Below are 22,267 nucleotides of genomic sequence, written 5' to 3' on the forward strand. Positions count from 1 at the left end.
CTGGTGAGGAGAACAAGCCTACCTCTCAAACAAAGCCTCCCCAGGGAGACTCCCCCGATCCATCCCTCCAAGAAAGGGTTTGAGCACGCTTTCATCCAGAGCTTTGCCATCCTCTGAGCTGAGGGTCTTTTTACCCCCTTTGCGCCGCTGGATCTGTAATGAATCACCGGCCAGTTGGTTGATGGCGCCGCCAATACGCATCTCCCGATAGTCGTGGAGAAAATTGTAGGGAGTTCTCGAAGGGATACCGAAGAGCAGATCACTGATGGCCTGCAAAGTGGTGCTCTTCCCCGCTTCGTTGGCCCCCAGGATCAGGATCAACCCCGGACCGTTCGGATCGAAAGAGAGAGTACGCCCGCTAAAGCCACCGTAAGCGATGAGATCCAACTGTGAAAAACGCATCTCAGCTCCCCCCCTCCCCCTGAAGCCGGGCCAAAGCGAGTTGCTCACCCCGGGCAAGCAGGCGTTCAAGCTCCAGAGAATTGTTCAGGGCCAGCTCCCCCTGCACCTCTCCTGGAAGCTTGCCGATGAAGGGTTCCAACTCCGCCACCAGCTCCTGCACCCCTTCTGTATCCGCCAAAATCTCCCGGCAAATATCGTGGAGCAAAAGCAGAGGATCATTGGGATCCCTCGCCAAGGTGGTCTCTCTCAAAGGCTGGGTAGCCAAAATCACCTTTTCCAGCCACACCTCCCCACCCCCCACATCCAGCGCTTCTGCCCGGGCCTTTGATATCCATTCCTCCCCCCTTCCCATGAGCATCGAATGAATCGACGTCTCACCCGTTATAGTCAAACGGATCGCACACAAACGCCCCTCCCCCCTCACCACCGCTTCTTCCAGAGCCTGCTGCAAGCGGCTTAAGAGATCCTCCTCAGAGATGGCCCCCCCAGCATCCACACTGACCTCCATCCAGCGGATCAAATCCATGGCATGGTGGCTGATTTCCGTTACCCGGCCATCGGTGACCGTCACCAGGCTACACCCCTTTTCCCCACTTTCCCGAATGTGACGCCCTTGCAGATTACCTGGAAAAACGATCAGAGGATCCCGATGGATGATCTCCCGCTGATGGACATGTCCCAACGCCCAATAGTCATATCCCTTGGCGCTCAACTCTTCGACGCTGCAAGGGGCGTAGGGTTCGTGGCCCTCCCGGCCTGTGAGGGCGGTGTGGAGCAGGCCGATATTGAAATATCCTGAAATCGGTGGGGGATAATTCCGGGCGAGATTGTCAATGACCGCAGTTGTAGCAAAAGATTGGCCGTGAACCGCCACCTCCAGGGATTCCAAAAGATGCGTAGCGGGTTTATTGGCTGGAAACTCGAACACATTTTCCGGCCAGCGAAGGGATTTGGTCAGGCGATTTTTGGCGTCGTGGTTACCCCGCACCATCAATACCGGAATCTCACGGCTCCGCAGCCGATGCATCTGACCCACGAACCACAGGCCTGTCTCATAATCCTTCCAGTCACCATCGAAGAGATCCCCGGCGATGAGGAGAAAATCAACCCGCTCTTCCAGACAAAACTCCACCAGATTTTCAAAGGCCCGGCGACTCCCCCCCCGAATCGCCTCCACCGGGGCTCCCTCATATCGCTCCAAGCCCCGCAAAGGGCTATCCAGGTGAATATCGGCGGCGTGGATAAATTTCATGCTTGGCCTCTGCAAATCAGAGAAGAAAAATCAAATAACAAAGGGAAAAGTGAAGCGACTGGAATGGGGAAGCTCCGGGACTTTGCTGATTTTCTGCCCCCCCTACCCAAACCCGGTGGGCCTGATGTGAGACCGGATTTTGCCCCTATCCCGGAAATTGCATCACAAAGGTGACAAAACCCATTCAAACCCTTTAAAATCAATCTGTTAGTGACTGACAAAGCGGGGATTTCACCATGACAGAATGTACCCGTTCACTGTTTGAATTGCCAGCCTGTAAACGCCGTAAAGTCGAAACCGAGTTCAAGGGGGGTGATGCCACCAGTGATGGCGGCATTCTGCTTTTGCGGCAGGCTGATCGGCTATTGGGGTTGACGACGGCTGCGTCCCGCTGCTTGAACCTAAATCCGGCAGAGGGTTTATGGCATTGCCCAGGGCATCCTGGCTGTACCGCCTTCAAAATGAGCTCACCCAATTTCTGCGACGGAAAAGAGGCATCCCGGTGGACCGGGATAACATCATTGAAAACCTGCGGGGAGAGAGTCTGAGCCGCAGAAACACCGGCTATCGTATCAATCCGTTGACGGTGTTGCCCCGAGTTGTCCGTTCTGACTGATACTGTCGAGTCCAGTCTCAAATCGATAGACCACGACCTTGCCACGCAGGGATTCCGCCTGTGAAAATTTTTGCCATCTCCTTCGATCCAGTATGGATGCTGTTGAATCCATTGATGAATAGATTGATGAGAACCCCAAACGGAGCGCTTCCATCTCAATTGATTTGATCAAGGAAGAACCGATCCCTCTTCCCCTGTATTCTTTGGAAACCAGCAAGGCGCCCAACCACGGGCCTACACCAAGCTCACTTCCCGTGGATTCAGTTTTCAACGCTGCGGTGCCCAAAACCTCTTCCGTTTCAGAACTTAAGGCTACGATGCAAATCGGCAACCTGTCCTTATCGCAGCAGGATGCGAGATCACTCTGTGCATCTCCTTTTCCATTTGGTCCATACCATGGTCTCCACTCCTCCATGAACCATTTTGCAAGAATGTTTGCCGCCCAAGGAATGTCACACAGATGAATGATTTGGATATCAGAACTGGTATTCATTGTATTGCAGCTTCTTGTTCTCCAGGACCTTTTGGCCGACAACCCAACACGCAAACTGCCGGAGCTGGTTGAAAAGGCAGTTCCTCCACCCGATCCAATGAAAATCCTGCAAGAGACATATGCGCTGCCACGTCATCCGCCATCCGCATGGCATCAGACCTCTTCGGTTTTCGATGACGCGGCATATAGGTAACCGCAAAAACGCCTCCTGGAACCAGGACGCCAAGGATTGCCTGAAAAACTGCTGTTTTATCAGATATGAACTGTACGACATTGACTGCAAACACCTTGTCAAAACGTTCCGGCATAGAAGAGATTCGATCTAACCCTCCATGCTCCAGCCGGACTTTTCCACCCTCGATAAATCGGCGGTTTCGTCTCGTGGCCTGTTGAAGCATCTCCTGTGAATGATCAAGACCTACGATCACACCGGATGTCGCACGGCTTGCACAGGATGCCAAAGCCAACCCGGGTCCACAGCCGATTTCCAATATTCTGTCATGTTCACCAATCTTGAGAAGATCGACGGTCCAGAAATTACGGCGTCGATTGGATGGGCGTGATGCCATGATCCAACCGGCCAAGTGACCCGGCCACCCACTGGGACATTTAAACTGCCTGACGATCCTGTTTCGAAGCTCCATGATCACCCTTGTTAGGGCCTGTTAACACTTGAGGCGAAGATCGCGTTTTAGCCTAAAAAGGTATCAGGCAAGGCTTGAGGAACGCCGTTTGGTGACTCCAAACAAGTGACGAAAACGCAGCATGAGGCCTTTTTAGGCAAAACCCGAAGGGCAGGAGGCCATTTGTTCCTAAAAATGGCCTCCTGCGCGACTTTGAATCAAGTGTTAACAGGCCCCTGGTTTGCCAGATGTTTTCTGCCGCACCAGAGCAGGTGGGCCACGATGTATGGCAGGGACAAAATGGAAGCAATGCCCACCTGTAAAGCCAAAACATGCCGAAAACGGATTTCTGGGGCCTGAAACAGATCCACGGCAAACGTATTCCATGACCAGAGCATCAGGATGCCCCCACCCAACATGACCATGAGGAAAATCATCATGCCATGCCCCCAATGGCGACCTTTGCTGCCAATCAGCTTTTTCATGTTGAACTCCTTTTAGATTCAAGTTTGTGATCCAGATGCATATGCATCGCTTCCAGAACCTCTAACGCCGCATCGAAATTGCAGCCAGCCAGTCCTGTAATCAGATCATCAAAAGCCTCTTTCTCTCGCTGGTGCATCACTGAAAAAGTTATTTTTCCCTTTTCAGACAGGCTGACAAGGGGTGACCTCTTGTCGTTGGGATTAGAACGTATTTTGACCAATCCGTTTTCAGCAAGTTTATTGGTAAGGATTTGGATGTGCTGACGGGATACCGCTTTTCCCCGGGCGATCTGCGGCACGGTCTGCTCTTCACCGACATGTAGAGCTTCCATCACGGCCCGCATTGAGGCAGAAATCCCCAAATCACTGTGAAGCTCATCACCCAAGGCTTTTAGCCGATTGAAACAGGCACGCACCTCCTGAGTGATTCGCTCAACCTTTCTTCTTTCAGTGTTCATGACAACCACTCGACACCCAAACCTTCCACCCACCCATATTGACAACAATATTGTCAATCTACATTTTGACAATATTGTTGTCAATATATTTTCAATTCATCTGATGCGATTTCCGGGCTATCCACCGCCACAGATTTAACCTAAATCCGGCAGTTGGGCGTACGCACATGCCCCAGCTTCTTGATCCACCAAGCAAATCGGGAAAAAATCTTGTAACCAATCAGGTGACGGCGATTTCTCCCGATTCACTATGCGAACCAATATCCTGCACCAGCCACACACGCCCAACTGCCGGATTTAGGTTTAACCAGGGGAGGCGTGTAACCGACCGGCCATAAAAAAACCCTCCCCCAGACTTCAGGGGAGGGTTTGAACTGCTTGCTGCCATTTTAACTTCGGCAGCCTGTCAGGCGATCCGCATCAGCCGGCGGAGAAGATGCCCTTCAGGGTGAAGAAGGTGATGGCGGAGACGATACCAGCGGCGGGCAAGGTCACGACCCAGGAGACGACGATACCGCCGATCACCCGAAGGTCGAGAGCACCGATGCCGCGAGCCAGGCCTACACCCATGACCGCACCCACTGCGATGTGAGTGGTGGAGACGGGAAGACCGGTCCGGGAGGCCAGCACCACGGTGGTGGCGGCGGCCAGGGTGGCGCAGTAGCCACGGGTCGGGGTGAGCTCGGTGATCTTGGTGCCGATGGTCTGCATCACTTTGTAGCCCATGGTGGCGAGACCGACGACGATACCAGCACCACCGAGAACCAGGATCCAGATGGGCAGCTCAGCTTTCTGGCTGACTTCACCGCCGGACTGCACGATGGAGACGACCGCAGCCAGAGGCCCGATGCCGTTGGCAACGTCGTTGGAACCGTGGGCGAAGGCCATGGCGCAGGCGGTGAAGATCATCATGGGGGTGAAGACCTTCTCGACGCTGGCATAGTGGAACTCTTTGTCAGCCGTCTCATCCATCTGCACTTTGTCGATCATGATCTTACCGATGATGGCGACGATGATGCCGGCGACCGTAGCGATCATGACACTCTGGGTGACGGTGAACTCAAGTTTGAGATGCTTGAGGCCCTTGAACATGGAGACCAGCACCACGATCCAACCCACCAGAAAGACATAGAAGGGTCCGTACTGTTTGGACTTCTGGAAGGGGTTATCCGCATTCAGGATCAAGGAGCGGATGGACATCATGAGCAGGAAGGAGATGGTACCACCGATCATCGGGGAGACCAGCCAGGAAGCGACGATCTTGGTGATCTTGCTCCAGTTGACCGCATCCATACCGATACCCACCATGGCGAAGCCAACGATGGCGCCGACGATGGAGTGGGTGGTGGAGACGGGCCAACCCTTGGTGGAGGCAATCATCAGCCAGAAGGCGGCACCCAGAAGTGCGCCCAACATACCGTAGACCAAAATCTCCGGTTGGTGGACCACACTGGCGGGATCAATGATGCCCTTACGAATGGTTTTGGTCACAGCACCACCGGCGATGAAGGCGCCAGCGAATTCGAAGATAGCGGCGATGATGATGGCTTGCTTAACGGTAATGGCCCCGGAACCCACCGAGGTACCCATGGCATTGGCAACGTCATTGGCGCCGATACCCCAGGTCATGTAGAAGCCGAAGATCATGGCGAGAGCCATGAAAACGAAGCCATATTCTTGAATTATTTCCATCGATTGTTCTCCTGGTACAGTCTGTCTGATTGGGATGTAAGGGGATTAGCGGGCCAGAAGCAGGCGCAGGCGGTCACCAACTTTTTCAGCATAGTCGGCCACTTGACCAATGCTCTGAATCAACTGGTACCAGAAAACAACGGAAACCGGTTTGATTTCATCTTCGTGGGCAAACAGGTCCTGGGTGAGCTGGACACCGGCGGCGTCGGTCGCCATCTCAAGCTTGTTCAGTTCAGCCACCATATCCAACACTTTGTCGGATTGATTGCCGCTAAAACCCATTTCCACCAGCTCGTCGAGCTCCTCAATGATCTTGGAAGCCTGCTCACAAGCGCCAACGACCTTGGTGGCAAAATCCACAACAGGCTCAGCCATACCAGCGGGCACGTCCATGGTGCGTTGGGTCAGGAGTCCGGCGATGTCCTGGCAGGTGTCGGCGATGCTGTCCTGAAAGTCCAAAACCTCCAGCAGATCCCGGCGATCGACGGGCATGAAGAGGCTCTTGGGCAGATGGGCGCGCAGCGTATTTTTGATTTCGTCAGCCTGGTCTTCAAGCTCGTTGATCTTACCGGCAATGGCCTTCACTTCGTCAGCATTGCCATCTCCCAGCGCCTTAAAAAGGCCGGGGAGCTCACCTGCGCATTGGGTGGTAACACGCATGTGTTGCTGCAGGGGCTTGACTGGGGATTTCCCAAACAAGCTGGACAGAGGGTTGGCATTTCCCATGGGGTGTTTTCTCCTTCCTGATGTGGATTTAAACGGGTGGTTCGGGTGTTTTTTTTGAGCTGGTGGATCCGACTGGGATCGGCCTTTTTCACCAGCGACTTTTATCAATCTACAAAAAAAAATTGTTCTTGGCGCCTCATCCCATCATCAACCGGTTTTATTTGCCTTCAAAATCCCCTTTCGGGACCGGCTGCGTTGTTCAACTGGGAGGTATCTTACAAAAACATTTTCGAATTGTGAAGAGGTTTTTGCCGATTTTTAATGGAAATTTATAGTAGATTGTTTTTGTTTCGTTTTTTTTGAAAAAAAAATTATCTGGACAAAACTTTTCAAGTTTCGATAATTTTTATTACATTCTTGTATTGTTTTTTAACGAAAGAGTCTATATTTCTACACTTTTTTTGTAGGTGTTTTTTTGCTTTGTTGTTAAATTTCATGGCAATGCATACTATCCATACCTCAAAGGAGGATCCAATTGAAACAATTGACCGTACAAAGCCTCAACACCCCCCTGCTAGGCCCTCTGAATCTGTCTCTTTCAACCCATGAAAGGTGCTGTCTCACCGGTCCATCGGGCTCCGGCAAGAGCCTCCTTTTAAGATCCCTTGCCGACCTGGATCCCCACCAGGGAACGGTGCTGCTGGATGGTGTGGACCAAAACGACATCCCCCCTCCCCTTTGGCGACGGCAGGTGGCCTATCTGCCTGCCCAGGCCCATTGGTGGCGGGATCGGGTTGGGGATCATTTCCCGGATGGGACCCTCTCTCCCACCCTGCTGTCAGCCCTTGGATTGGCCGAAAAAGCCGCAGATTGGCAGGTGGATCGTCTTTCCAGTGGCGAACGTCAGCGTCTGGCCTTGATCCGGATACTCGCCAACCAACCCGTCGTCCTGCTTCTGGATGAACCCACCGCCAATCTGGACCCCGATTCCGGTCGCCTGGTGGAGCAGGTCATCCTCGACTATGTGGAACGCCACGAAGCCGCCGCCCTCTGGGTGAGTCACGACATGGAGCAGGCCCAGCGCATCGGCCACCGCAGACTCCATCTGGTCAAGGGAAGGTTGCAGGAAGACAACAAGATGCCCAGCCAGGAAAGCTCCCCTGACAACAAGGAGGGAAGCGCTTGAATATCATTGTGTTAAGCCCCTTTGATCTCTCCTTGGCCGCCATGCTGGTGCTGGTGCTGGCGGGTCTGGTACATCTCCAGGGAATTCCTCTGGGGCGACAAATTGCGGTTTCAGCACTGCGGACGGTGGTACAGCTCTCCCTGATCGGCCTGGTGCTCAAAAGCCTGTTCAATCAGGCCCACCCGGGGTGGATGGCGCTGCTGGCCTGTGTGATGCTTTTGGCTGCCGGGCGGGAGGTGAGTGCCCGCCAAGAACGTCGGTTGCGGGGATGGTGGGGGTATGGCATCGGTCTTTCTGCCATGTTTCTCTCATCATTCGTGGTCACGGTGCTGGCCTTGATGGTGATCATCTCCCCCAGCCCCTGGTATACCCCTCAATATGCGGTGCCCCTTTTGGGCATGATGTTGGGCAACACCATGACTTCCATCTCATTGGGGCTGGACCGGCTCAACAGTGAGGCGTGGCGGGATCGGGCCATGATCGAAACCCGCCTGGCTTTGGGCCACACCAGCCTGGAGGCGATCCGCCCCATTCGCCGCAGAGCAATCCGCTCCGGATTGATCCCCGCCATTAATGCCATGGCGGCCGCTGGGCTGGTGAGTCTTCCCGGGATGATGACGGGACAGATTTTGGGGGGCAATCCACCGATGGTGGCGGTCAAATATCAGATTTTGATCATGTTCATGATTGCGGCGGGTACCGGATTCGGCACGATGGCGGCGGTGTGGTTCGGAATTCGGCGGCTTTTCGATCAGCGGCAGCGCCTGCGATTGGATCGCTTAACCCATGACAAAGAAGGCTCTTGAACAACCTCCCCAGCCCCCCCCACAAAAATCTAAAGAGGCTGGATTCACCAAGTGCCCGACAGACCAAGCCGATACTCTGGCTGCCTCCCAACCACACAGCGTAGCAGGGAGGCGATTGGGAGTGAATCAGCTCCCCTCCTCGACAAAATCATACAGCGTGCGGATCTCTTCAGGCCATATTTTGGGGTCGATGGTCTCCAAAACCAGGGGGATCTCCTCCATTCTCGGGTCGTTGACGATCCATTTGAAGGGTTCCAAACCAATTTTCCCCTGCCCCAAGCTGTGGTGACGATCCACCCGAGCCCCCAGGTCCGGCTTGGAATCGTTCAGATGCATCCCCCGCAGATAGTTGAAACCGACAATTTCATCAAACCGGGACATGGTCGCCTGATAGCTTTCCGGGGTGCGCAGGTCGTAGCCGGAAGTGAACAGATGGCAGGTATCCAGGCAGACCCCCACCCGCTCCTTGTCCTCCACCTGATCGATGATGCCCGCAATCTGCTCAAAGGCATAGCCCAGATTACTCCCCTGCCCGGCGGTATTTTCGATCACCGCCGTCACCCCTTCGGTAGCCTGAAGGGCACGGTTGAGGGATTCAGCGATCAAGCCGATACAGGTCTCTTCATCCACCTTGCGCAGATGGCTGCCTGGATGAAAATTAAGCAAGGGCAGCCCCAAAATTCGGCAGCGCTCCAGCTCATCGATAAAGGCGTTCAGGGATTTTTCCCGGGCTGTGGGGTCGGGATGGCCGAGATTGATCAGATAACTGTCGTGGGGTAGGAGATCCTGGGGACGGAACCCCCCAGCAGCCATATTGTCGTGAAAAGCGGCCACTTCGTCGGGAGCCAGAGGCTTGGCCTGCCACTGCCGTTGATTTTTGGTAAAAAGGGCAAAAGCGCGGGCACCAATCGCCGTGGCGTTCAAAGGGGCCTTGGAAACCCCACCGGCAATACTCACATGGGCACCAATCCGCTTCATGGTGTCTCCTTAAAAAGGCTGTAAGCTGATAACAGGGGGAAAGAGACTCACGACTCCAAGGGAAAAAGCTCAACCCCTCCCTGGAATTGACTCGATCTGCCCCAAGCTGGCGAGACTATTCCGTTTTTTTCTTTTTCTTCTCTTTGCCAGCCTTCTCCTCTTTATCGGCCTTCTTCTCTTTGCCAGCTTTCTTCTCTTTATCGGCCTTCTTCTCTTTACCGGCCTTCTTCTCTTTGCCAGCTTTCTTCTCTTTATCGGCCTTCTTCTCTTTACCGGCCTTCTTCTCTTTACCGGCTTTCTTCTCTTTATCGGCCTTCTTCTCTTTACCGGCCTTCTTCTCTTTACCGGCCTTCTTCTCTTTATCGGCCTTCTTCTCTTTATCGGCCTTCTTCTCTTTATCGGCCTTCTTCTCTTTATCGGCCTTCTTCTCTTTGTTTTTTTTCGTCTTTATCTTTCCCATAGCCAATTTTTCCAAAGCCCGTTCGCTCTTGGCATCCAGGGTTAAATCGGCCACAGCGGCCTCCAACACATCTTCTCTCAGGACGGAATTTTCACCGTCACCATTCCCCTCGGAATCCTGTTCCGTCTCCATCACGCTCTGGCCAACTGCCTCCGATTGCATACCATCCTCCCACCTGCCTAGCAGGCCTTCCCACATTTTCGAAATGCCCCTCTTAACACAGATGGAAGGGCAACCAGGACCTTGTTTTTTGTTGACTCTACCACAAGAAAATCTATCTGGGGGCTTGAAAGCTTAAGCCCGAGGAATGCCCCCCCATCAACTCCCCCTATTCTCTTAAGAACGCTTATCTTAGATAAAAAAAGAAAGCCAAGACGCTCCCTCTCTCTCCCGATGACTGAGCCCGAAAAGCCGTCAAACCGACAAACAGCGCTCTTATTCAGGCGCGAACAAACAGGGAGAGGATAAAAAGAATGGTAAAAATCAGAATACTGGCCACCGTGCCAGAACTCAGATTTTTTTTGGTGACTTCCATCCGCCGTTCCAAATTAATGGTTTTTTGGTTAAAACCGGTCACCGAACGGCTGATCTCCTGAAAATTCCCCTGCAATTTATTAAACTCCTCCCGGTGGATGCTAAGCTCCTTACGCTCCTCTTCCAGGGTGTGGGGAATGTTGGAAAGAGACTCTTTGATCTTGGCGAGCTCCCCTTCCATGTTGGCCATGCGTTGATCAAGTTCGATCAGTTTGTTTTTAATGGGATTTGAAGCTTCCCTGGACATATCCCCCGACCCCTCACATGAAGCTTCAGGCCAGCGGCTTCCACTCCAAACAGTGAGTTAGAAGGCGGCTGAGGCTTTTTTTTCGATGGTGACGCCCCAGCCAAATCTTCGGACAGGTTGCGGTTTTTTCGTCAACCTGAACGACCGATGGCCAAAGCGCCAGCTGTTTGCTGACCAACATAAAATAATAAAATCAAATCATTCCCACCAACTGACCCCGCCTCCCCAGACAGAACCAATCCCGTGGCTATCCCAAATAGATCAACAGGAAAATCTCTCTTCCAATGCGGTTAGATTATAGAGAGGCAGAGCCAGAAAACAAGCCGGAAGCAGCTTCATCAGCCGAGTTGGCCAACTATCCGATAATTCACATAATCCTGACCACCACCCAGGGTCACTCCCAGCAAAAAGGGGGGATGGCCTTTAGAAAACCCAATGGGTCATCCGTTCCATAAAGAATCAAAAAAATCGAACAAAGCCCCCCCACCGGCCTGTCATTCACCTTGGGAAAGGCAGTCAAACCCAGGGAAAAATCAAAATCTTGAGTGATGCAAGGGAAGGTGTTTTTCGGGAGAGTCAGGTCAAACCTCACCCACTCTGGGGATCCATCTGAAGAGAGAATCGAAAGCGGCGTGGGATAAAAAGCCCCACGCCGCTTTCTGATACACATTCGTCAACCCGTCAAACCCGGGTCAACGATCAACGCCTTAGTGCTGCATGGGCTCCAGCTCCACGCGACGGTTAATGGCCCGCCCTTCCTTGGTGCTGTTGGAGGCTACCGGACGATGGAAACCATAGCCGCGAGCGGAGAGCCGGTCAGAGGAAACGCCTTGACCAATGAGATAGTTCCGAACCGAGTCGGCCCGCCGTTGGGAGAGGTGCAGGTTATACTCCTCATCACCCAGGATATCGGTGTGACCCTGGACTTCCACGTGCAAACCGCTGCTTTTGTGGAGAATGTCAGCAACCTGGTTAAGGCTGGTACGGGCTTCGGACTTGATGGTCGCCTCATTGAAATCAAACTGGATGTTTTCCACCACCCAGCAACCCACCTGATTGACCGTGGCACCTGCCGGAGTGTTGGGGCAGATGTCATCTTCGTCGTAAACACCGTCGCCATCGGAATCGATCTTGGCACGGCAGCCGTCATTGGGGTTTACTGTGGTGCCCGGGGGCGTGTCGGGGCAGCGGTCGTAAAGATCGATGACGCCATCACCATCGGTATCGGTGTTGATGTCACAGCCCCGATAGTCCACTTCGGTACCTTTGGGGGTGTTGGGGCATTGGTCGTATTCATCCTTGACCCCGTCACCATCATGGTCATCGTTGTCTTTTTTGGGAAAATAGTTTTGAGTCCCCATACTGGAAAGAATAGTGCCACCTTGGTGGGGATGCCACTGTTTCCAGCCCTTGTAGGACCAGCTGTCAGCCATGGCAGAATTGGCGCCAGCCACAGCCAGCAACAGGCCAGCTCCCAAAAACATGGATTTCTTGAGAATACTCATTTGTCTGTAGATCCCTTCCTATTTTAGTACATGGTTGTGATTCAGATCTTTGGATCGGGTTTTTTTCCGAAAAACAGCACTCCGGAAATCAAAACGGCAACCCTTTCAACAATTTTTTCACCCCTTCCGTGGAAGCCCCCTCCGAAGAGGTACTCCCCCCCAGTTTGCCACCGAGTTTTTCTGTCAGTTTCTCCTTGAGCTTTTCCTTGGCCTGGCTCTTGAGATTTTCGGTCAGCAGAGTTTCCATATCGATGCCAAATTTGGGTTCGGCCAGCGGTCCCGTGATCTTAATAGGGACCGTGACATTTTTCAGCTCGCTGATTGATTCCCCTCCCTTGCCTTTCAGAGTCCCCACCACGGCCACGGTCAAACCATAGTCCACCTTGTCGCCAGGCAGATCTGCCTCACCTTTTCCGGAAATGCGCAGCAGGGGAGAGGTCATGGAAAGGTCGCTGTTCTTAACCAGACCATTTTTGATCTGGGCGGAGCCGGAAAGTTCAGAAAAGTCGGTCTTTTCGAAACTTCCTTCCGGCTCCTGGGGCTTGCCTTTGAACAGATTGAAGGCGTTGCGAATTTTTTGGGCGATGTTGACCCCGGTCACCGCACCATCGGTAAAGGCAAACTTGGCGGTACCGTTCAGGGTGCTTTTGATTTTATCCGGGGAAAGCCCGCTCATGGTGAGGTCTGCAGAGCTGTCAGCCTGGCCCAAAATACGCTCCTCACCGGTCAAATCCTTCAGCAGGGGACCGGCCTGGACTCCGGAGAGGCTCTCTTTGACCCCCACCTTGGCAGTATCTCCCCGCACATCCAGACTGACCCCACCGGAAAAGCTCCCCTCATAGAGTTTCGCCGCCATGGGGGTCACATTGATCAGACCATCTGCCGCCTTGACAGTGACAGCCAGATCCGACGCCTTGAGGTTGGCCACCTTCACTTGCCCCACCGCCATTTTGCCATCCACGTTCAAGCTGCGAAGCCCGGAAAGATCCGGCTCTCCACCATCGCCAGCGCTCCCGGACTCTGCTGCGGGTTTGCCAGCGCCACCCGCACCCCCTTCCGCCGGGGGTGGCAGATAACGATCCACATCGATTTCATCGACATTGAGGTCAAACTTGATCCGGGGCTTCTGAAAATGGCTCACCCCGGCACTCCCCGACAGAGTGGTCTCATCAAGCTTGGCTGTGAGGGAAGAGATGGTCAGATCCGTGGCACTGGCAGAGAGTTTCATCTCCACCGAAGCCTTGGTGAGGGCATTGGCATCGGCTTTGGCGATGGGCTCACCACCGAGCTTGGCCAAAAGTTCTGAAGGATTAAACTCCGCAAGCTGGATCACCCCTGAAAGCTTGGGTGAGGCAGGCAGGCCCTGGCCTTTCAGATCGCCGGAAACTTCCAACCCCATGGTCTGAATCTGCAAACCGGAGAGCGCCAGGGTGCCGGCTCCCATATCCACATCAGCCTTGAGAGCCATCTCCACTTCAGCCGCTCCCCCGGGCAGGGTCTCCCCTTGGGCATTGACCCCCAGACGTGTCACCGTCAAACCATAAACCTGGGCAGCCAGATCAGCCACCACCTCGGCTACCAGCTCAACACGCCCACTCACAGCTGGATTTTGATTCTTGAGGTTGACCCCCAGATCCACAGCAATCGGCTTGCCCAGATCAAGCTTGCCGGTGGTCAAAGAGAGATCCGAAAGGGTAATGGCATCCCCGGTGGTGGCATCCTTCCAGGAGACCCCCGAATCGGAAATATCGAGTCCGTTGACTGCAAACCCGGCAATTGCGGAAGCGCCACCGCTACTCTCATCACCTGCTGCCGGAGTTGTTTCAGGTGCCGCTTCAGCAGGCGCACCGCCGCCAGCCAGATCTTCCCAGTTACCCTTTCCGGAAGCGTCCCGGGCGGCGTTCAGCTGCAATCCCTTTAATATAATGGTGTCCACCTCCACCCGGCGCTCAATCAGGGGCATGATCATCACCTTCACCCCGACAGAGGCCACCTTGGCAAAGGGTTCAGGACCAAATCCATCGGCATTCCCCAGCTCCAATGCCCCGAGTTTGACCCCCAGCCAGGGGAAAAAAGAGAGGGAAAAATCTTCATGGATGACCAAATCCCGCCCGGTCTGCTCCTTGACGAGCTTGGCAATCTCCTCCTTGTGGTCGTTGGGATCCACCATCATGGTGGCAGCTACCGCTCCACCCACCAAAATCACCACCAGACCAATTAAACCATAAATCAAAAATTTCAGCGTTTTCCCCACAACTCTTCCCTTTCTGTCGCTATCGGAAGGAAACCCCTCCCTGATCAACCCGCTCCACGCTTCGGATTATTTCCAAGCTCAGTGGATTGGCCGAATAAACTTGGCTTTTCCACTGTGGAATGAAGCGGTTTTTCCCTACTGTAGACTGGAGAGTATAAATTCTCACCCCTTCAGAGTCCATTCCAATGTGAACCGAAGGCCCTTTTTTCATCTTATCCACCCCACCAGCCACCCGAAAAAGGGCTAACCGGTAAATTCCGCCCCCCCTCTTCCCCGGACAAAATAGCGCTCCATGCTCATAGTGGGACAAAGATTTGCGTCAACATCGGAAAAACGTTTCCGCCCGGGACTTCTCATTGGTATCCTAAGAGGATTGGAATGAATGACCCCCACCCTCTCTCAGGACAGACAAACCATGCATGGAAAATTTAATAAAATCGTTTTGGCCGCACTCCTCATCGGCTTTTCCGCCCCCAGCATCGGACACACCGGCTGGATGGACTCCCTGGAAAAGGCTGTCTCCACCGTCACTTCCGGCTCCGACAGCTCTTCAGGTGCAGTGAGCGCGCTGTTGAGCAACGATGAAATCATCGACGGACTCAAAGAAGCCCTGACCGCAGGCGTCCGCTCTGCTGTGGATCTTTTGGGGCAGGATGGGGGCTTTTTGAACGACGCCGATGTCAAAATCCCCATGCCCGACTCCCTCAACATGGTCGAAAAGGGCCTGCGTACCGCCGGACAGGACGCCATCGCCGATGAATTTATCGACACCATGAACCACGCTGCCGAAAATGCCGTCCCTGTGGCCACCGACATTTTTGTCGATGCCGTCAAGGCGATGAGTGTTGAAGATGCCGAAAATATTCTCAACGGCCCGGATGACGCTGCCACCCAATATTTCCGCAAATATGGTGAAGCCAAGCTCACCGACGCCATGCGGCCCCTGGTGGAAGCCGCCACCGACAAGGTAGGCCTCACCGCCCAATATAAAGCCCTGACCGCCAACCTCGGACTTTTAAGCGGGCTGGTGGATACCAGCAGCCTCGATCTGGACGGCTATGTCACCTCCAAATCCCTGGACGGGCTGTTTTTGAAAATCGCCGAAGAGGAAAAACGGATCCGTACCGACCCCGTCGCCCGCACCACCGATCTGCTGCAAAAGGTGTTTGGCTCCTGATGCCAAAGGCGTACACCCCATTCGTGGGGAGTGGGGGGGAAGCGGGTCAAAGTCGGCAACAGACCCTGATGGACACAAGGGCCTGTTCATATCTGTTAATATAAGGGGTGGTGGGTACCCAATCCGTACCCACCACCCGTTTTGGCAGCTGGGTAAAGACCGCCTGTGGACACCACGCGTCAGAACCACCCAAATAACGAACCATCCGGCCCATATCGAATCATGCGATTTTTATGTCAGCCTCCAACGATGAAAGCACCTTTTTCCACTAAAATGACCATGAAAGATTTTCCCAAACAGCACCGGCAATCTGGTTTCACACTGATCGAACTGTTGATCGTCATGGTGATCATCGGACTTCTGGCCTCCCTGGTTGCCCCGGATATGTTTGCCAAGGTGGATAGCGCCAAGATCAAAACCGCCACCGCCCAGATGCAACTCCTGAAAACCGCCATCGATACCTTCCGCCTTGATGTGGGGGATCCCCCGGCCAATCTGGAAGAGCTTCTGAAATCCGACCGTCGGGGATGGAACGGCCCCTATATGCCGAAAGCCATTCCGCCGGATCCCTGGGGCAACCCCTATCTCTACAAATTTCCTGGGGAACGAGGGGCTTACGACCTCACCTCCCTGGGTAAGGACGGCAAGGTGGGAGGCGATGGGGATAACGCCGACATTGATCTCTGAGGAATCCGGCTTGGCCGACCCGGGGGAGAATGCCGAACGCCCGCCCCTCCCCCCTCGCCACCCGGAATCCCCCTTGGGCTCCACGCACGAGCTGGAACAGCTTTTTCTCAACCAGTTTGAGGTGGATCCGGGAGAGATGGAAAAGGCCCATCTTTTTCAGAGCCGATATGGGGGCCGCCTGGAATCCATCCTGGTCCACATGGGCATTCTCTCCGAAGAGAATGCCTTGCAGGCTGTGGCCCGTTGGTTGCGCCTACCGGTATTGGAAACCCTGGCCGACGCCCGAGACTATCTGGAAACCGACGCCTCCCCCCCCTCCTTCCCCCTCAATGACTATTTTTTATTGGAGCGCAAATGGCTGCCCCTGCGTCCCGAAGGGGATGGCTTTCTGTTCCTTACTTCCGATCCCCTCAATAACGACGTCAATCAATATCTGGCCCTGGAATCGATGCCTTTTGAGGTGATGTTGGGCAGCGAAACCCTTTTCCGGGAGATGGCGGATCTCAAGCGATTTCAGGAGGAAGGGGAACTTACCGGCCCCACCGATCTTTCCTCCTCGGAAGTGGAACGACTCCGGGAGATGGCCACCGAAGCCCCAACGGTCAATCTGGTCAACTCCCTGCTCACCCGAAGCCTGAAGCTGGGCGCTTCGGACCTCCATCTTGAGCCTTTCAAGGGGAGCAGCCGAGGGCGTATCCGGGTGGATGGGGTGTTGCGGGATCTGGAAACCATTCCCCCGGCCATGCAGCTACCGGTAATCTCCCGCCTGAAGATCATGGCCGGGATGGATATCGCCGAAAAACGGCGTCCCCAGGATGGCAAAATTGCCATGCGGATAGCCGCCATGGAGCTGGATATCCGGGTCTCCTCGATTCCTCTGGCCCAGGGGGAGTCGATGGTGTTGCGTTTTCTGGTGCGGGACAACATTCAATTCGATCTCGACATCCTGGGGGTCTCCCCCGATCTACTGGCTCGCCTGGAAAAGGATTTGACTGTCACCTCCGGTGTGATCCTCATGACCGGCCCCACCGGCAGCGGCAAAACCACCACGCTTTATTCCCTGCTCAACCGCCTCAACAACGGCCAGCGCAAAATTATCACCCTGGAAGATCCAGTGGAATATCAGCTTCCAGGCTTGAATCAAACCCAGGTACAACCCGCCATCGGTTTCGACTTTGCCTCAGGCCTGCGCTCCATCGTGCGCCAGGACCCGGATGTGATCATGGTGGGTGAAATCCGCGATGGCGAAACCGCCCGCATTGCGCTGCAATCAGCCCTGACCGGCCATCTGGTTTTCAGCACCGTCCACACCAACGATACCCCCACCGCCTTTGTCCGGCTCCTGGACCTGGGGGTGGAGGAATATCTCCTCAACGCCGCCATCCACGCCATTCTAGCCCAACGTCTGGTGCGCCGGATCTGCCCCGAGTGTAGCGCCCCCGACCCCAAGGCCGATGAACTCATCAAGCGCCACCATCTCCAGGCCCTGGCCGCCAAATGGCAGGTGGATAAAATCCAGCTCCACCGTGGCGTTGGCTGTGACCACTGTGCCGGCAGCGGCTATCGGGGCCGGATCGCCGTCATCGAATATCTCCCCTGCGACGAAACCCTCCGCGCCATCCCCTACGACGGGGAGTTCCTGGCCAAGGCCCACGCGCACATGCAGGCCCAGGGATTCCGCAACCTTATGGAAGATGGCCTCTATAAGGTTCTCCTTGGAGTAACCACTGTGGATGAAGTGCTCCGGGTAGCGGGATAAGGGGAGAGATAGCCATGGCTCGCTTCGAATATATCGCCTACGACCGGGGAGGAGGACGGGTACAGGGCAGCGTGGAGGCAAATAATCCCACCGATGCCAAACGCCTCCTCAGCCAGGACTCGCTCACTCCGGTTCGCCTGAATCAGATCAAGGAAAAAGCCCTCCTCACCAAAAGCAACCGCCGAGGCCGGGTGGGGCTTTCTGAGCTGGAGCTGGTCACCGCTGAGTTAAGCCTCCTCCTGGATAACGGCCTGAAGATTCACCGCGCCCTGGAAACCCTCTCCCGAGGCAACCCCAACCCTCGGCTGCGGCAGATGCTGGGAGAGATGCTGGGAGCGGTGCGACAAGGGGAAACCCTGGCCCAGGCAATGGCTGCCCAAAAGGAAATATTCGACCCCCTGCATGTCAATCTGGTCGCTTTGGGGGAGGCCAGTGGCCGACTTCCGGAAGTGCTGCAGGGACTCGCCGACGACCTCGCTTACCGCAAAGCCCTTTCCGGAAAGGTGACCCAGGCGATGGTCTATCCGGGCTTCATCGTCGCGGTATGCGTCCTGGCCTTGGGTTTTATCTTCAACATGATCATTCCCCGCTTGAGCGTGCTCTTCCAGGGGATGGAGGATCTCCCGGTCTACACCCGCATGTTTCTCGGGGTAAGCGACTTCATGCAGGAATACCAATGGTTTGTGCTACTGGGTGGCGGGGGGGGGATCGTGGCTTTGGTAATGCTCTGGCAACAACCCTTCATGGCCCCGATTCGGGACGATCTTTTCCACCGACTACCGCTCCTCAACACCCTCATGAAACAGCTGGAACGGGTACGCTTCAGCTCCGCTCTAGCCCTGGGATTGGAAAACGGCCTACTCCTGGATGAAGCCCTGCGGCTAGCCCGGGAGAGCGTCAAAAATCGTCACTTGCGGGCCACTCTGGGCAATGCCCGGGAACAGGTCAAACGGGGCGTGCGCCTAGCCGAAGCCCTGGCTCAGACCGGGCTCTTTCCGGCGCTCTTCATCAGCTTGGTGGAGGTGGGAGAAGAGAGCGGCAGCCTGGCAGTGATCTTTCGGGAGATAGCCCAACGCTCCCGGGACGATTTTGAAGCCTGGGTCACCCGTTTTACCACCCTTCTGGAGCCCATCATGATCCTCTTCATGGCCTTGATTGTCGGCTCCATCGTGGTGGTGATGCTGATGAGTGTGGCTTCCATCCAGGATGTGGGATTTTGAGTGATGGCCCTCCCGCCAGATAAGCCGGCCCGACTGGCGGCCCAGGCAACCCCTTTGGACAGGACACTCTGGGGTTTCCCGACCCAAGCAATCCGGGCAGGGGGATTTACCCTGCTGGAGCTTCTCCTGGTTCTGGTGATTATCGGCCTCGCCGTCTCCCTGTCAGCCCCCTTGTTGATCGACGGTTATGCACGCCACCAAGGTCGTCTGGAGTTGGGTAGCCTCAAGGATCTGATTCACCAGATAGAAATGCACACCTACGCCCAGAGCCGCCCGGCCCGCCTGGAGTTGGCAGGTCATGAGGTCAAACTCTTCTGGCAGGAGGATCCCCCCCGGGAGATCCATGCCCACAGCTATGAACACCTTTTTTTTGAGCCCCAAACCATGGGTTTCAATGCCCACGGCTTTGTCGATCCCGAGCAACTGACCGTCACCGTCAACGGCGAGGAGGAAGCGCTCTCCTTCCGCCCCACCCCCCTACTGAATCGCCCCTGATCATGACGCGTTCAGGGCACACTGGTTTTTCCCTGCTGGAGGTATTGGTCGCCTCGGTGATCCTTTTTTCCGCCATTGCCGCCGCCACCCTGGTGGTCCGGGGAGCGGCCATCAGCCACGACCGGGCCAGGGAGACCATCCGCCTGGCGGAAACCATGACCGATCTGGGGGATCGGATTCAGTTGCAACTATTGGATGGCAACAAGAAGGGCGAGGGCTATCAAAACGGCCTATACTACCAGTGGCAAGCCACACTGCTGAAAGAAGAGGTGAGCTATCCCAGAATAGATTCCGATACCCTGACGGAAGCCCATGGCCTCTACACCGTCTCCCTTCACCAGGTGGAACTCACTCTCTCTCCCCCGGGATTGGCCCCCCCCCGCACCTTCAGCTATCAGGAGTTGGCATGGCGGAAGTGAATCGGGACATCTGGTACAGCGATGGGGAGAGAAGGATGAACCTGCTGTTTGGGGCCATGTCAGAAACACCGAAATGGACATGAGCGGGAAGCCTTCCAAACAGAGCGGTTTCACCCTGGTGGAGCTTCTCGTCACACTGGTGCTGTTTGGCATGGTCATCACCCTCTCAGGCACCTCCTACAGCTGGTTTGCCAGCCGCTGGCAACAGTGGCAAATACGCTTTGCCCAACAGTCCGCCTCCGCCAGACAGCACCAACTGGTCCACCAGGCGGTCACAGCCACCCTTGACTATCACGCTCCCGACATCCACGGCAGCACGGATCGGCGCATCTATTTTGAAGGGAACGCCCAAGGCTTTCGAGGCGTCACCCTGGCCTCCCTGTTCCAGCCCGACTCCCCAGCCCTCTATTCCCTGGAATTCAAAGCCTCCCAGGATGATCTCTATTCCCTGGAATATCGGGAGTGGCCCCTGCAAAATCTCTATCTGGCCCAACAAAAAGAGGTGGAAGAGGGGTTGGGGGAACCTTTTGTCTGGCAGCTGGCTGAAGGCTTGAAGCAACCACGGGTGGACTATTATGGCTGGGAAAATTCTACTATTTTACAAACCCAGGGTGAAGAATTCCTCCTCACCACCTCCGCTGCCACCACTGTAACCGAGGAGCCTGAAGCCACCTGGCACGACAACTACAGTGGCTGGGAACGGGGCCTGTTGCCGGAACGCATACGCCTGCGATTTTCAGACCCCGCTTTGGAGGCGGGATATAACGTCGAAGGGGTGGATCCAAAACACCTGAAGCAGGAATGGCTATTCATGATCCCAAACCGTGATCTCACCAAAACCACCTTTTTCAGCGGAGGAGAGTTTTGATGGTCGGGGGGGAGCGGTCTGACAGTGGCTTTGCCCTGGTGTTGGCGCTGATGGTCTCTTTGATCATCACCACCACGGCCATCGTGTTGACCCAACGGGTCCGGGGGCAAGTGGAAATGGCTCGACAGTTTGGGGATCGAACCCAGGCAGAGATGAAAATCCGCGAAGCCACCGCCCAGCTGCTCCTCACCATGATCACCAGCCAGGCAGGGGCGACGGGTCTTGAGGAGGCGGAGTGGTCGGAAGGCAGTTCCGGCCTGGCCCTGGCCGATGGGACAGAGAGCCAACCTTGGAACTATTACGGTGAACCTTTTCTCCTGGGACCGGGCATCACCGTTACCCTCCAGGATTCTGCGGCCAGGCTGGCGGTTTCCACACCGGCTCTGGATCTATTGAAACCGCTGATGACGTTCCATGGGGTCTCCTCAAGCCGGGCCAACACCATCCTCGACAGCTTCCGGGACTGGCAGGATGCCGATGATTTTCATCACCTCAATGGTGCGGAAGAAGATTATTACATTAAAAAACTGGGCCGAACCCAAGGCCCCCGTAACGATAGCATGCAAAGCCTGGGGGAGATGGGGCTGCTCCGAGGGATGGATACGACCCTGCTGAATTTGCTGGCTCAAGATCTGACCTTCTATCCCACCAACCATTTCAACCCCATGAACACTTCAATCACCCTCCTCTCAGCCCTCAGCACCCCGGAAGCAGCTGAACAGGTCGCTTCCCATCGCCGAGCTGGAACCCTGACCAGCGGAATTTTTTCGGCTATAACCGCCATTTCAGAGAGTGAAACCCTGTTTTTTTCCCCAGGGGGTCGGTTCGAAGTGACCATCGTTGCCGAAGTGGGGGAAGCCCGAGCCATCCGCAGCTTTTTATTGATCATGAAAGAGGGGGTGGGACGACCGTTCAGAATGACTGAATGGCGCTAGAAAGAGGATAGCCTTTTCAAAATCAGCGAATGGTGCCAGAGATGAACGGC

At 55.1% G+C, this 22,267-nt stretch carries 24 protein-coding genes; 11 read left to right on the forward strand and 13 right to left on the reverse strand.

Annotation, left to right across the window (positions count from 1 at the left end; genetic code table 11):
- Window positions 1-18 precede the first annotated feature (18 nt).
- Together HQL52_15365 and HQL52_15370 are read right to left on the reverse strand one after the other, a co-directional pair.
- Window positions 19-402 carry an AAA family ATPase gene (locus HQL52_15365; GenBank protein ID MBF0370827.1) on the reverse strand — a complete coding sequence of 128 codons (384 nt, stop codon included), beginning with the start codon at window positions 400-402 and terminating at the stop codon, window positions 19-21.
- A 1-nt stretch (window position 403) separates the two neighbouring features.
- A complete protein-coding gene (locus tag HQL52_15370) occupies window positions 404-1,654 on the reverse strand; it encodes a DNA repair exonuclease (GenBank protein ID MBF0370828.1) in 1,251 nt (416 codons plus the stop codon).
- A gap of 236 nt (window positions 1,655-1,890) precedes the next feature.
- Here HQL52_15370 and HQL52_15375 point away from each other — a divergent pair, with 236 nt between their 5' ends.
- On the forward strand, window positions 1,891-2,202 hold the full coding sequence (locus tag HQL52_15375; GenBank protein ID MBF0370829.1) for a transposase: 312 nt from the start codon (window positions 1,891-1,893) through the stop codon (window positions 2,200-2,202).
- Between the two features lie 24 nt (window positions 2,203-2,226).
- On the opposite strand, the gene HQL52_15380 is transcribed toward HQL52_15375, so the two are convergent.
- The 6 genes from HQL52_15380 to HQL52_15405 all read right to left on the reverse strand — a co-directional run bounded on the left by HQL52_15380 (window position 2,227) and on the right by HQL52_15405 (window position 6,747).
- Entirely contained in the window at window positions 2,227-2,763 is a 537-nt protein-coding gene (locus tag HQL52_15380) for a GNAT family N-acetyltransferase (protein MBF0370830.1), read from the reverse strand.
- Entirely contained in the window at window positions 2,760-3,332 is a 573-nt protein-coding gene (locus tag HQL52_15385; GenBank protein ID MBF0370831.1) for a class I SAM-dependent methyltransferase, read from the reverse strand. The genes HQL52_15380 and HQL52_15385 overlap by 4 nt, the downstream gene beginning before the upstream one ends.
- Window positions 3,333-3,604: 272 nt before the next feature.
- Window positions 3,605-3,871: a hypothetical protein gene (locus HQL52_15390; GenBank protein ID MBF0370832.1), complete on the reverse strand. Its 267-nt coding sequence runs from the start codon at window positions 3,869-3,871 to the stop codon at window positions 3,605-3,607.
- Window positions 3,868-4,329, reverse strand: coding sequence for a MarR family transcriptional regulator (locus tag HQL52_15395; protein ID MBF0370833.1), 462 nt, complete (start codon window positions 4,327-4,329; stop codon window positions 3,868-3,870). The genes HQL52_15390 and HQL52_15395 overlap by 4 nt, the downstream gene beginning before the upstream one ends.
- A 420-nt stretch (window positions 4,330-4,749) precedes the next feature.
- Window positions 4,750-6,021 (reverse strand): inorganic phosphate transporter, encoded by a 1,272-nt coding sequence (locus tag HQL52_15400; GenBank protein MBF0370834.1) that lies wholly within the window; start codon window positions 6,019-6,021, stop codon window positions 4,750-4,752.
- 45 nt (window positions 6,022-6,066) lie between these two features.
- On the reverse strand, window positions 6,067-6,747 hold the full coding sequence (locus HQL52_15405) for a TIGR00153 family protein (GenBank protein MBF0370835.1): 681 nt from the start codon (window positions 6,745-6,747) through the stop codon (window positions 6,067-6,069).
- A 475-nt stretch (window positions 6,748-7,222) separates the two neighbouring features.
- Between HQL52_15405 and HQL52_15410 the strand changes: the two genes are divergently transcribed.
- Both HQL52_15410 and fetB read left to right on the forward strand, forming a co-directional pair.
- Complete coding sequence (locus HQL52_15410; protein MBF0370836.1) at window positions 7,223-7,873, forward strand: ATP-binding cassette domain-containing protein; 651 nt, start codon at window positions 7,223-7,225, stop codon at window positions 7,871-7,873.
- Window positions 7,870-8,679, forward strand: coding sequence for an iron export ABC transporter permease subunit FetB (fetB, locus tag HQL52_15415; protein MBF0370837.1), 810 nt, complete (start codon window positions 7,870-7,872; stop codon window positions 8,677-8,679). The genes HQL52_15410 and fetB overlap by 4 nt, the downstream gene beginning before the upstream one ends.
- Before the next feature lie 126 nt (window positions 8,680-8,805).
- Here fetB and nfo read toward each other — a convergent pair whose 3' ends face one another.
- The 5 genes from nfo to HQL52_15440 form a co-directional block, all read right to left on the reverse strand.
- Complete coding sequence (nfo, locus tag HQL52_15420) at window positions 8,806-9,657, reverse strand: deoxyribonuclease IV (GenBank protein MBF0370838.1); 852 nt, start codon at window positions 9,655-9,657, stop codon at window positions 8,806-8,808.
- Window positions 9,658-9,772: 115 nt separating this feature from the next.
- Window positions 9,773-10,279, reverse strand: a complete 507-nt coding sequence (locus tag HQL52_15425; GenBank protein ID MBF0370839.1) for a hypothetical protein — start codon at window positions 10,277-10,279, stop codon at window positions 9,773-9,775.
- A 277-nt stretch (window positions 10,280-10,556) separates the two neighbouring features.
- Complete coding sequence (locus tag HQL52_15430; protein ID MBF0370840.1) at window positions 10,557-10,898, reverse strand: hypothetical protein; 342 nt, start codon at window positions 10,896-10,898, stop codon at window positions 10,557-10,559.
- A gap of 707 nt (window positions 10,899-11,605) precedes the next feature.
- Entirely contained in the window at window positions 11,606-12,403 is a 798-nt protein-coding gene (locus tag HQL52_15435; protein ID MBF0370841.1) for an OmpA family protein, read from the reverse strand.
- A gap of 88 nt (window positions 12,404-12,491) precedes the next feature.
- On the reverse strand, window positions 12,492-14,657 hold the full coding sequence (locus HQL52_15440) for an AsmA family protein (GenBank protein ID MBF0370842.1): 2,166 nt from the start codon (window positions 14,655-14,657) through the stop codon (window positions 12,492-12,494).
- Window positions 14,658-15,153: 496 nt separating this feature from the next.
- Here HQL52_15440 and HQL52_15445 point away from each other — a divergent pair, with 496 nt between their 5' ends.
- From HQL52_15445 to HQL52_15480, 8 genes are all read left to right on the forward strand, one after another.
- Entirely contained in the window at window positions 15,154-15,834 is a 681-nt protein-coding gene (locus HQL52_15445; protein MBF0370843.1) for a DUF4197 domain-containing protein, read from the forward strand.
- A gap of 279 nt (window positions 15,835-16,113) precedes the next feature.
- Window positions 16,114-16,521, forward strand: a complete 408-nt coding sequence (gene gspG / locus HQL52_15450; protein ID MBF0370844.1) for a type II secretion system major pseudopilin GspG — start codon at window positions 16,114-16,116, stop codon at window positions 16,519-16,521.
- Complete coding sequence (gene tadA, locus HQL52_15455; GenBank protein MBF0370845.1) at window positions 16,493-18,280, forward strand: Flp pilus assembly complex ATPase component TadA; 1,788 nt, start codon at window positions 16,493-16,495, stop codon at window positions 18,278-18,280. Before gspG ends, tadA begins: the two co-directional genes overlap by 29 nt.
- 14 nt (window positions 18,281-18,294) lie before the next feature.
- On the forward strand, window positions 18,295-19,500 hold the full coding sequence (locus HQL52_15460; protein MBF0370846.1) for a type II secretion system F family protein: 1,206 nt from the start codon (window positions 18,295-18,297) through the stop codon (window positions 19,498-19,500).
- Window positions 19,501-19,503: 3 nt separating this feature from the next.
- A complete protein-coding gene (locus HQL52_15465; GenBank protein MBF0370847.1) occupies window positions 19,504-19,995 on the forward strand; it encodes a prepilin-type N-terminal cleavage/methylation domain-containing protein in 492 nt (163 codons plus the stop codon).
- Window positions 19,996-19,997: 2 nt separating this feature from the next.
- Window positions 19,998-20,414, forward strand: a complete 417-nt coding sequence (locus tag HQL52_15470; protein MBF0370848.1) for a prepilin-type N-terminal cleavage/methylation domain-containing protein — start codon at window positions 19,998-20,000, stop codon at window positions 20,412-20,414.
- 79 nt (window positions 20,415-20,493) lie between these two features.
- The gene (locus HQL52_15475; protein MBF0370849.1) at window positions 20,494-21,282 is read left to right on the forward strand and encodes a prepilin-type N-terminal cleavage/methylation domain-containing protein; all 789 of its coding nucleotides are present in this window, start codon (window positions 20,494-20,496) and stop codon (window positions 21,280-21,282) included.
- Entirely contained in the window at window positions 21,282-22,217 is a 936-nt protein-coding gene (locus HQL52_15480) for a general secretion pathway protein GspK (GenBank protein ID MBF0370850.1), read from the forward strand. Before HQL52_15475 ends, HQL52_15480 begins: the two co-directional genes overlap by 1 nt.
- Window positions 22,218-22,267: the final 50 nt, after the last annotated feature.

Source organism: Magnetococcales bacterium (assembly GCA_015232395.1).
Lineage (GTDB): Bacteria > Pseudomonadota > Magnetococcia > Magnetococcales > JADFZT01 > JADFZT01.

Bases quoted from the DNA above. Each gene is read 5' to 3' on its own strand.
- HQL52_15405 (MBF0370835.1), bottom strand. From the start codon at position 6,747: ATGGGAAATGCCAACCCTCTGTCCAGCTTGTTTGGGAAATCCCCAGTC.
- nfo (MBF0370838.1), bottom strand. From the start codon at position 9,657: ATGAAGCGGATTGGTGCCCATGTGAGTATTGCCGGTGGGGTTTCCAAG.
- HQL52_15370 (MBF0370828.1), bottom strand. From the start codon at position 1,654: ATGAAATTTATCCACGCCGCCGATATTCACCTGGATAGCCCTTTGCGG.
- HQL52_15435 (MBF0370841.1), bottom strand. From the start codon at position 12,403: ATGAGTATTCTCAAGAAATCCATGTTTTTGGGAGCTGGCCTGTTGCTG.
- HQL52_15365 (MBF0370827.1), bottom strand. From the start codon at position 402: ATGCGTTTTTCACAGTTGGATCTCATCGCTTACGGTGGCTTTAGCGGG.
- HQL52_15395 (MBF0370833.1), bottom strand. From the start codon at position 4,329: ATGAACACTGAAAGAAGAAAGGTTGAGCGAATCACTCAGGAGGTGCGT.
- gspG (MBF0370844.1), top strand. From the start codon at position 16,114: ATGAAAGATTTTCCCAAACAGCACCGGCAATCTGGTTTCACACTGATC.
- HQL52_15425 (MBF0370839.1), bottom strand. From the start codon at position 10,279: ATGCAATCGGAGGCAGTTGGCCAGAGCGTGATGGAGACGGAACAGGAT.
- HQL52_15390 (MBF0370832.1), bottom strand. From the start codon at position 3,871: ATGAAAAAGCTGATTGGCAGCAAAGGTCGCCATTGGGGGCATGGCATG.
- HQL52_15375 (MBF0370829.1), top strand. From the start codon at position 1,891: ATGACAGAATGTACCCGTTCACTGTTTGAATTGCCAGCCTGTAAACGC.
- HQL52_15470 (MBF0370848.1), top strand. From the start codon at position 19,998: ATGACGCGTTCAGGGCACACTGGTTTTTCCCTGCTGGAGGTATTGGTC.
- HQL52_15480 (MBF0370850.1), top strand. From the start codon at position 21,282: ATGGTCGGGGGGGAGCGGTCTGACAGTGGCTTTGCCCTGGTGTTGGCG.
- HQL52_15400 (MBF0370834.1), bottom strand. From the start codon at position 6,021: ATGGAAATAATTCAAGAATATGGCTTCGTTTTCATGGCTCTCGCCATG.
- HQL52_15445 (MBF0370843.1), top strand. From the start codon at position 15,154: ATGGACTCCCTGGAAAAGGCTGTCTCCACCGTCACTTCCGGCTCCGAC.
- HQL52_15385 (MBF0370831.1), bottom strand. From the start codon at position 3,332: ATGGCATCACGCCCATCCAATCGACGCCGTAATTTCTGGACCGTCGAT.
- HQL52_15380 (MBF0370830.1), bottom strand. From the start codon at position 2,763: ATGAATACCAGTTCTGATATCCAAATCATTCATCTGTGTGACATTCCT.
- HQL52_15430 (MBF0370840.1), bottom strand. From the start codon at position 10,898: ATGTCCAGGGAAGCTTCAAATCCCATTAAAAACAAACTGATCGAACTT.
- HQL52_15460 (MBF0370846.1), top strand. From the start codon at position 18,295: ATGGCTCGCTTCGAATATATCGCCTACGACCGGGGAGGAGGACGGGTA.
- HQL52_15475 (MBF0370849.1), top strand. From the start codon at position 20,494: ATGAGCGGGAAGCCTTCCAAACAGAGCGGTTTCACCCTGGTGGAGCTT.
- HQL52_15465 (MBF0370847.1), top strand. From the start codon at position 19,504: ATGGCCCTCCCGCCAGATAAGCCGGCCCGACTGGCGGCCCAGGCAACC.
- tadA (MBF0370845.1), top strand. From the start codon at position 16,493: ATGGGGATAACGCCGACATTGATCTCTGAGGAATCCGGCTTGGCCGAC.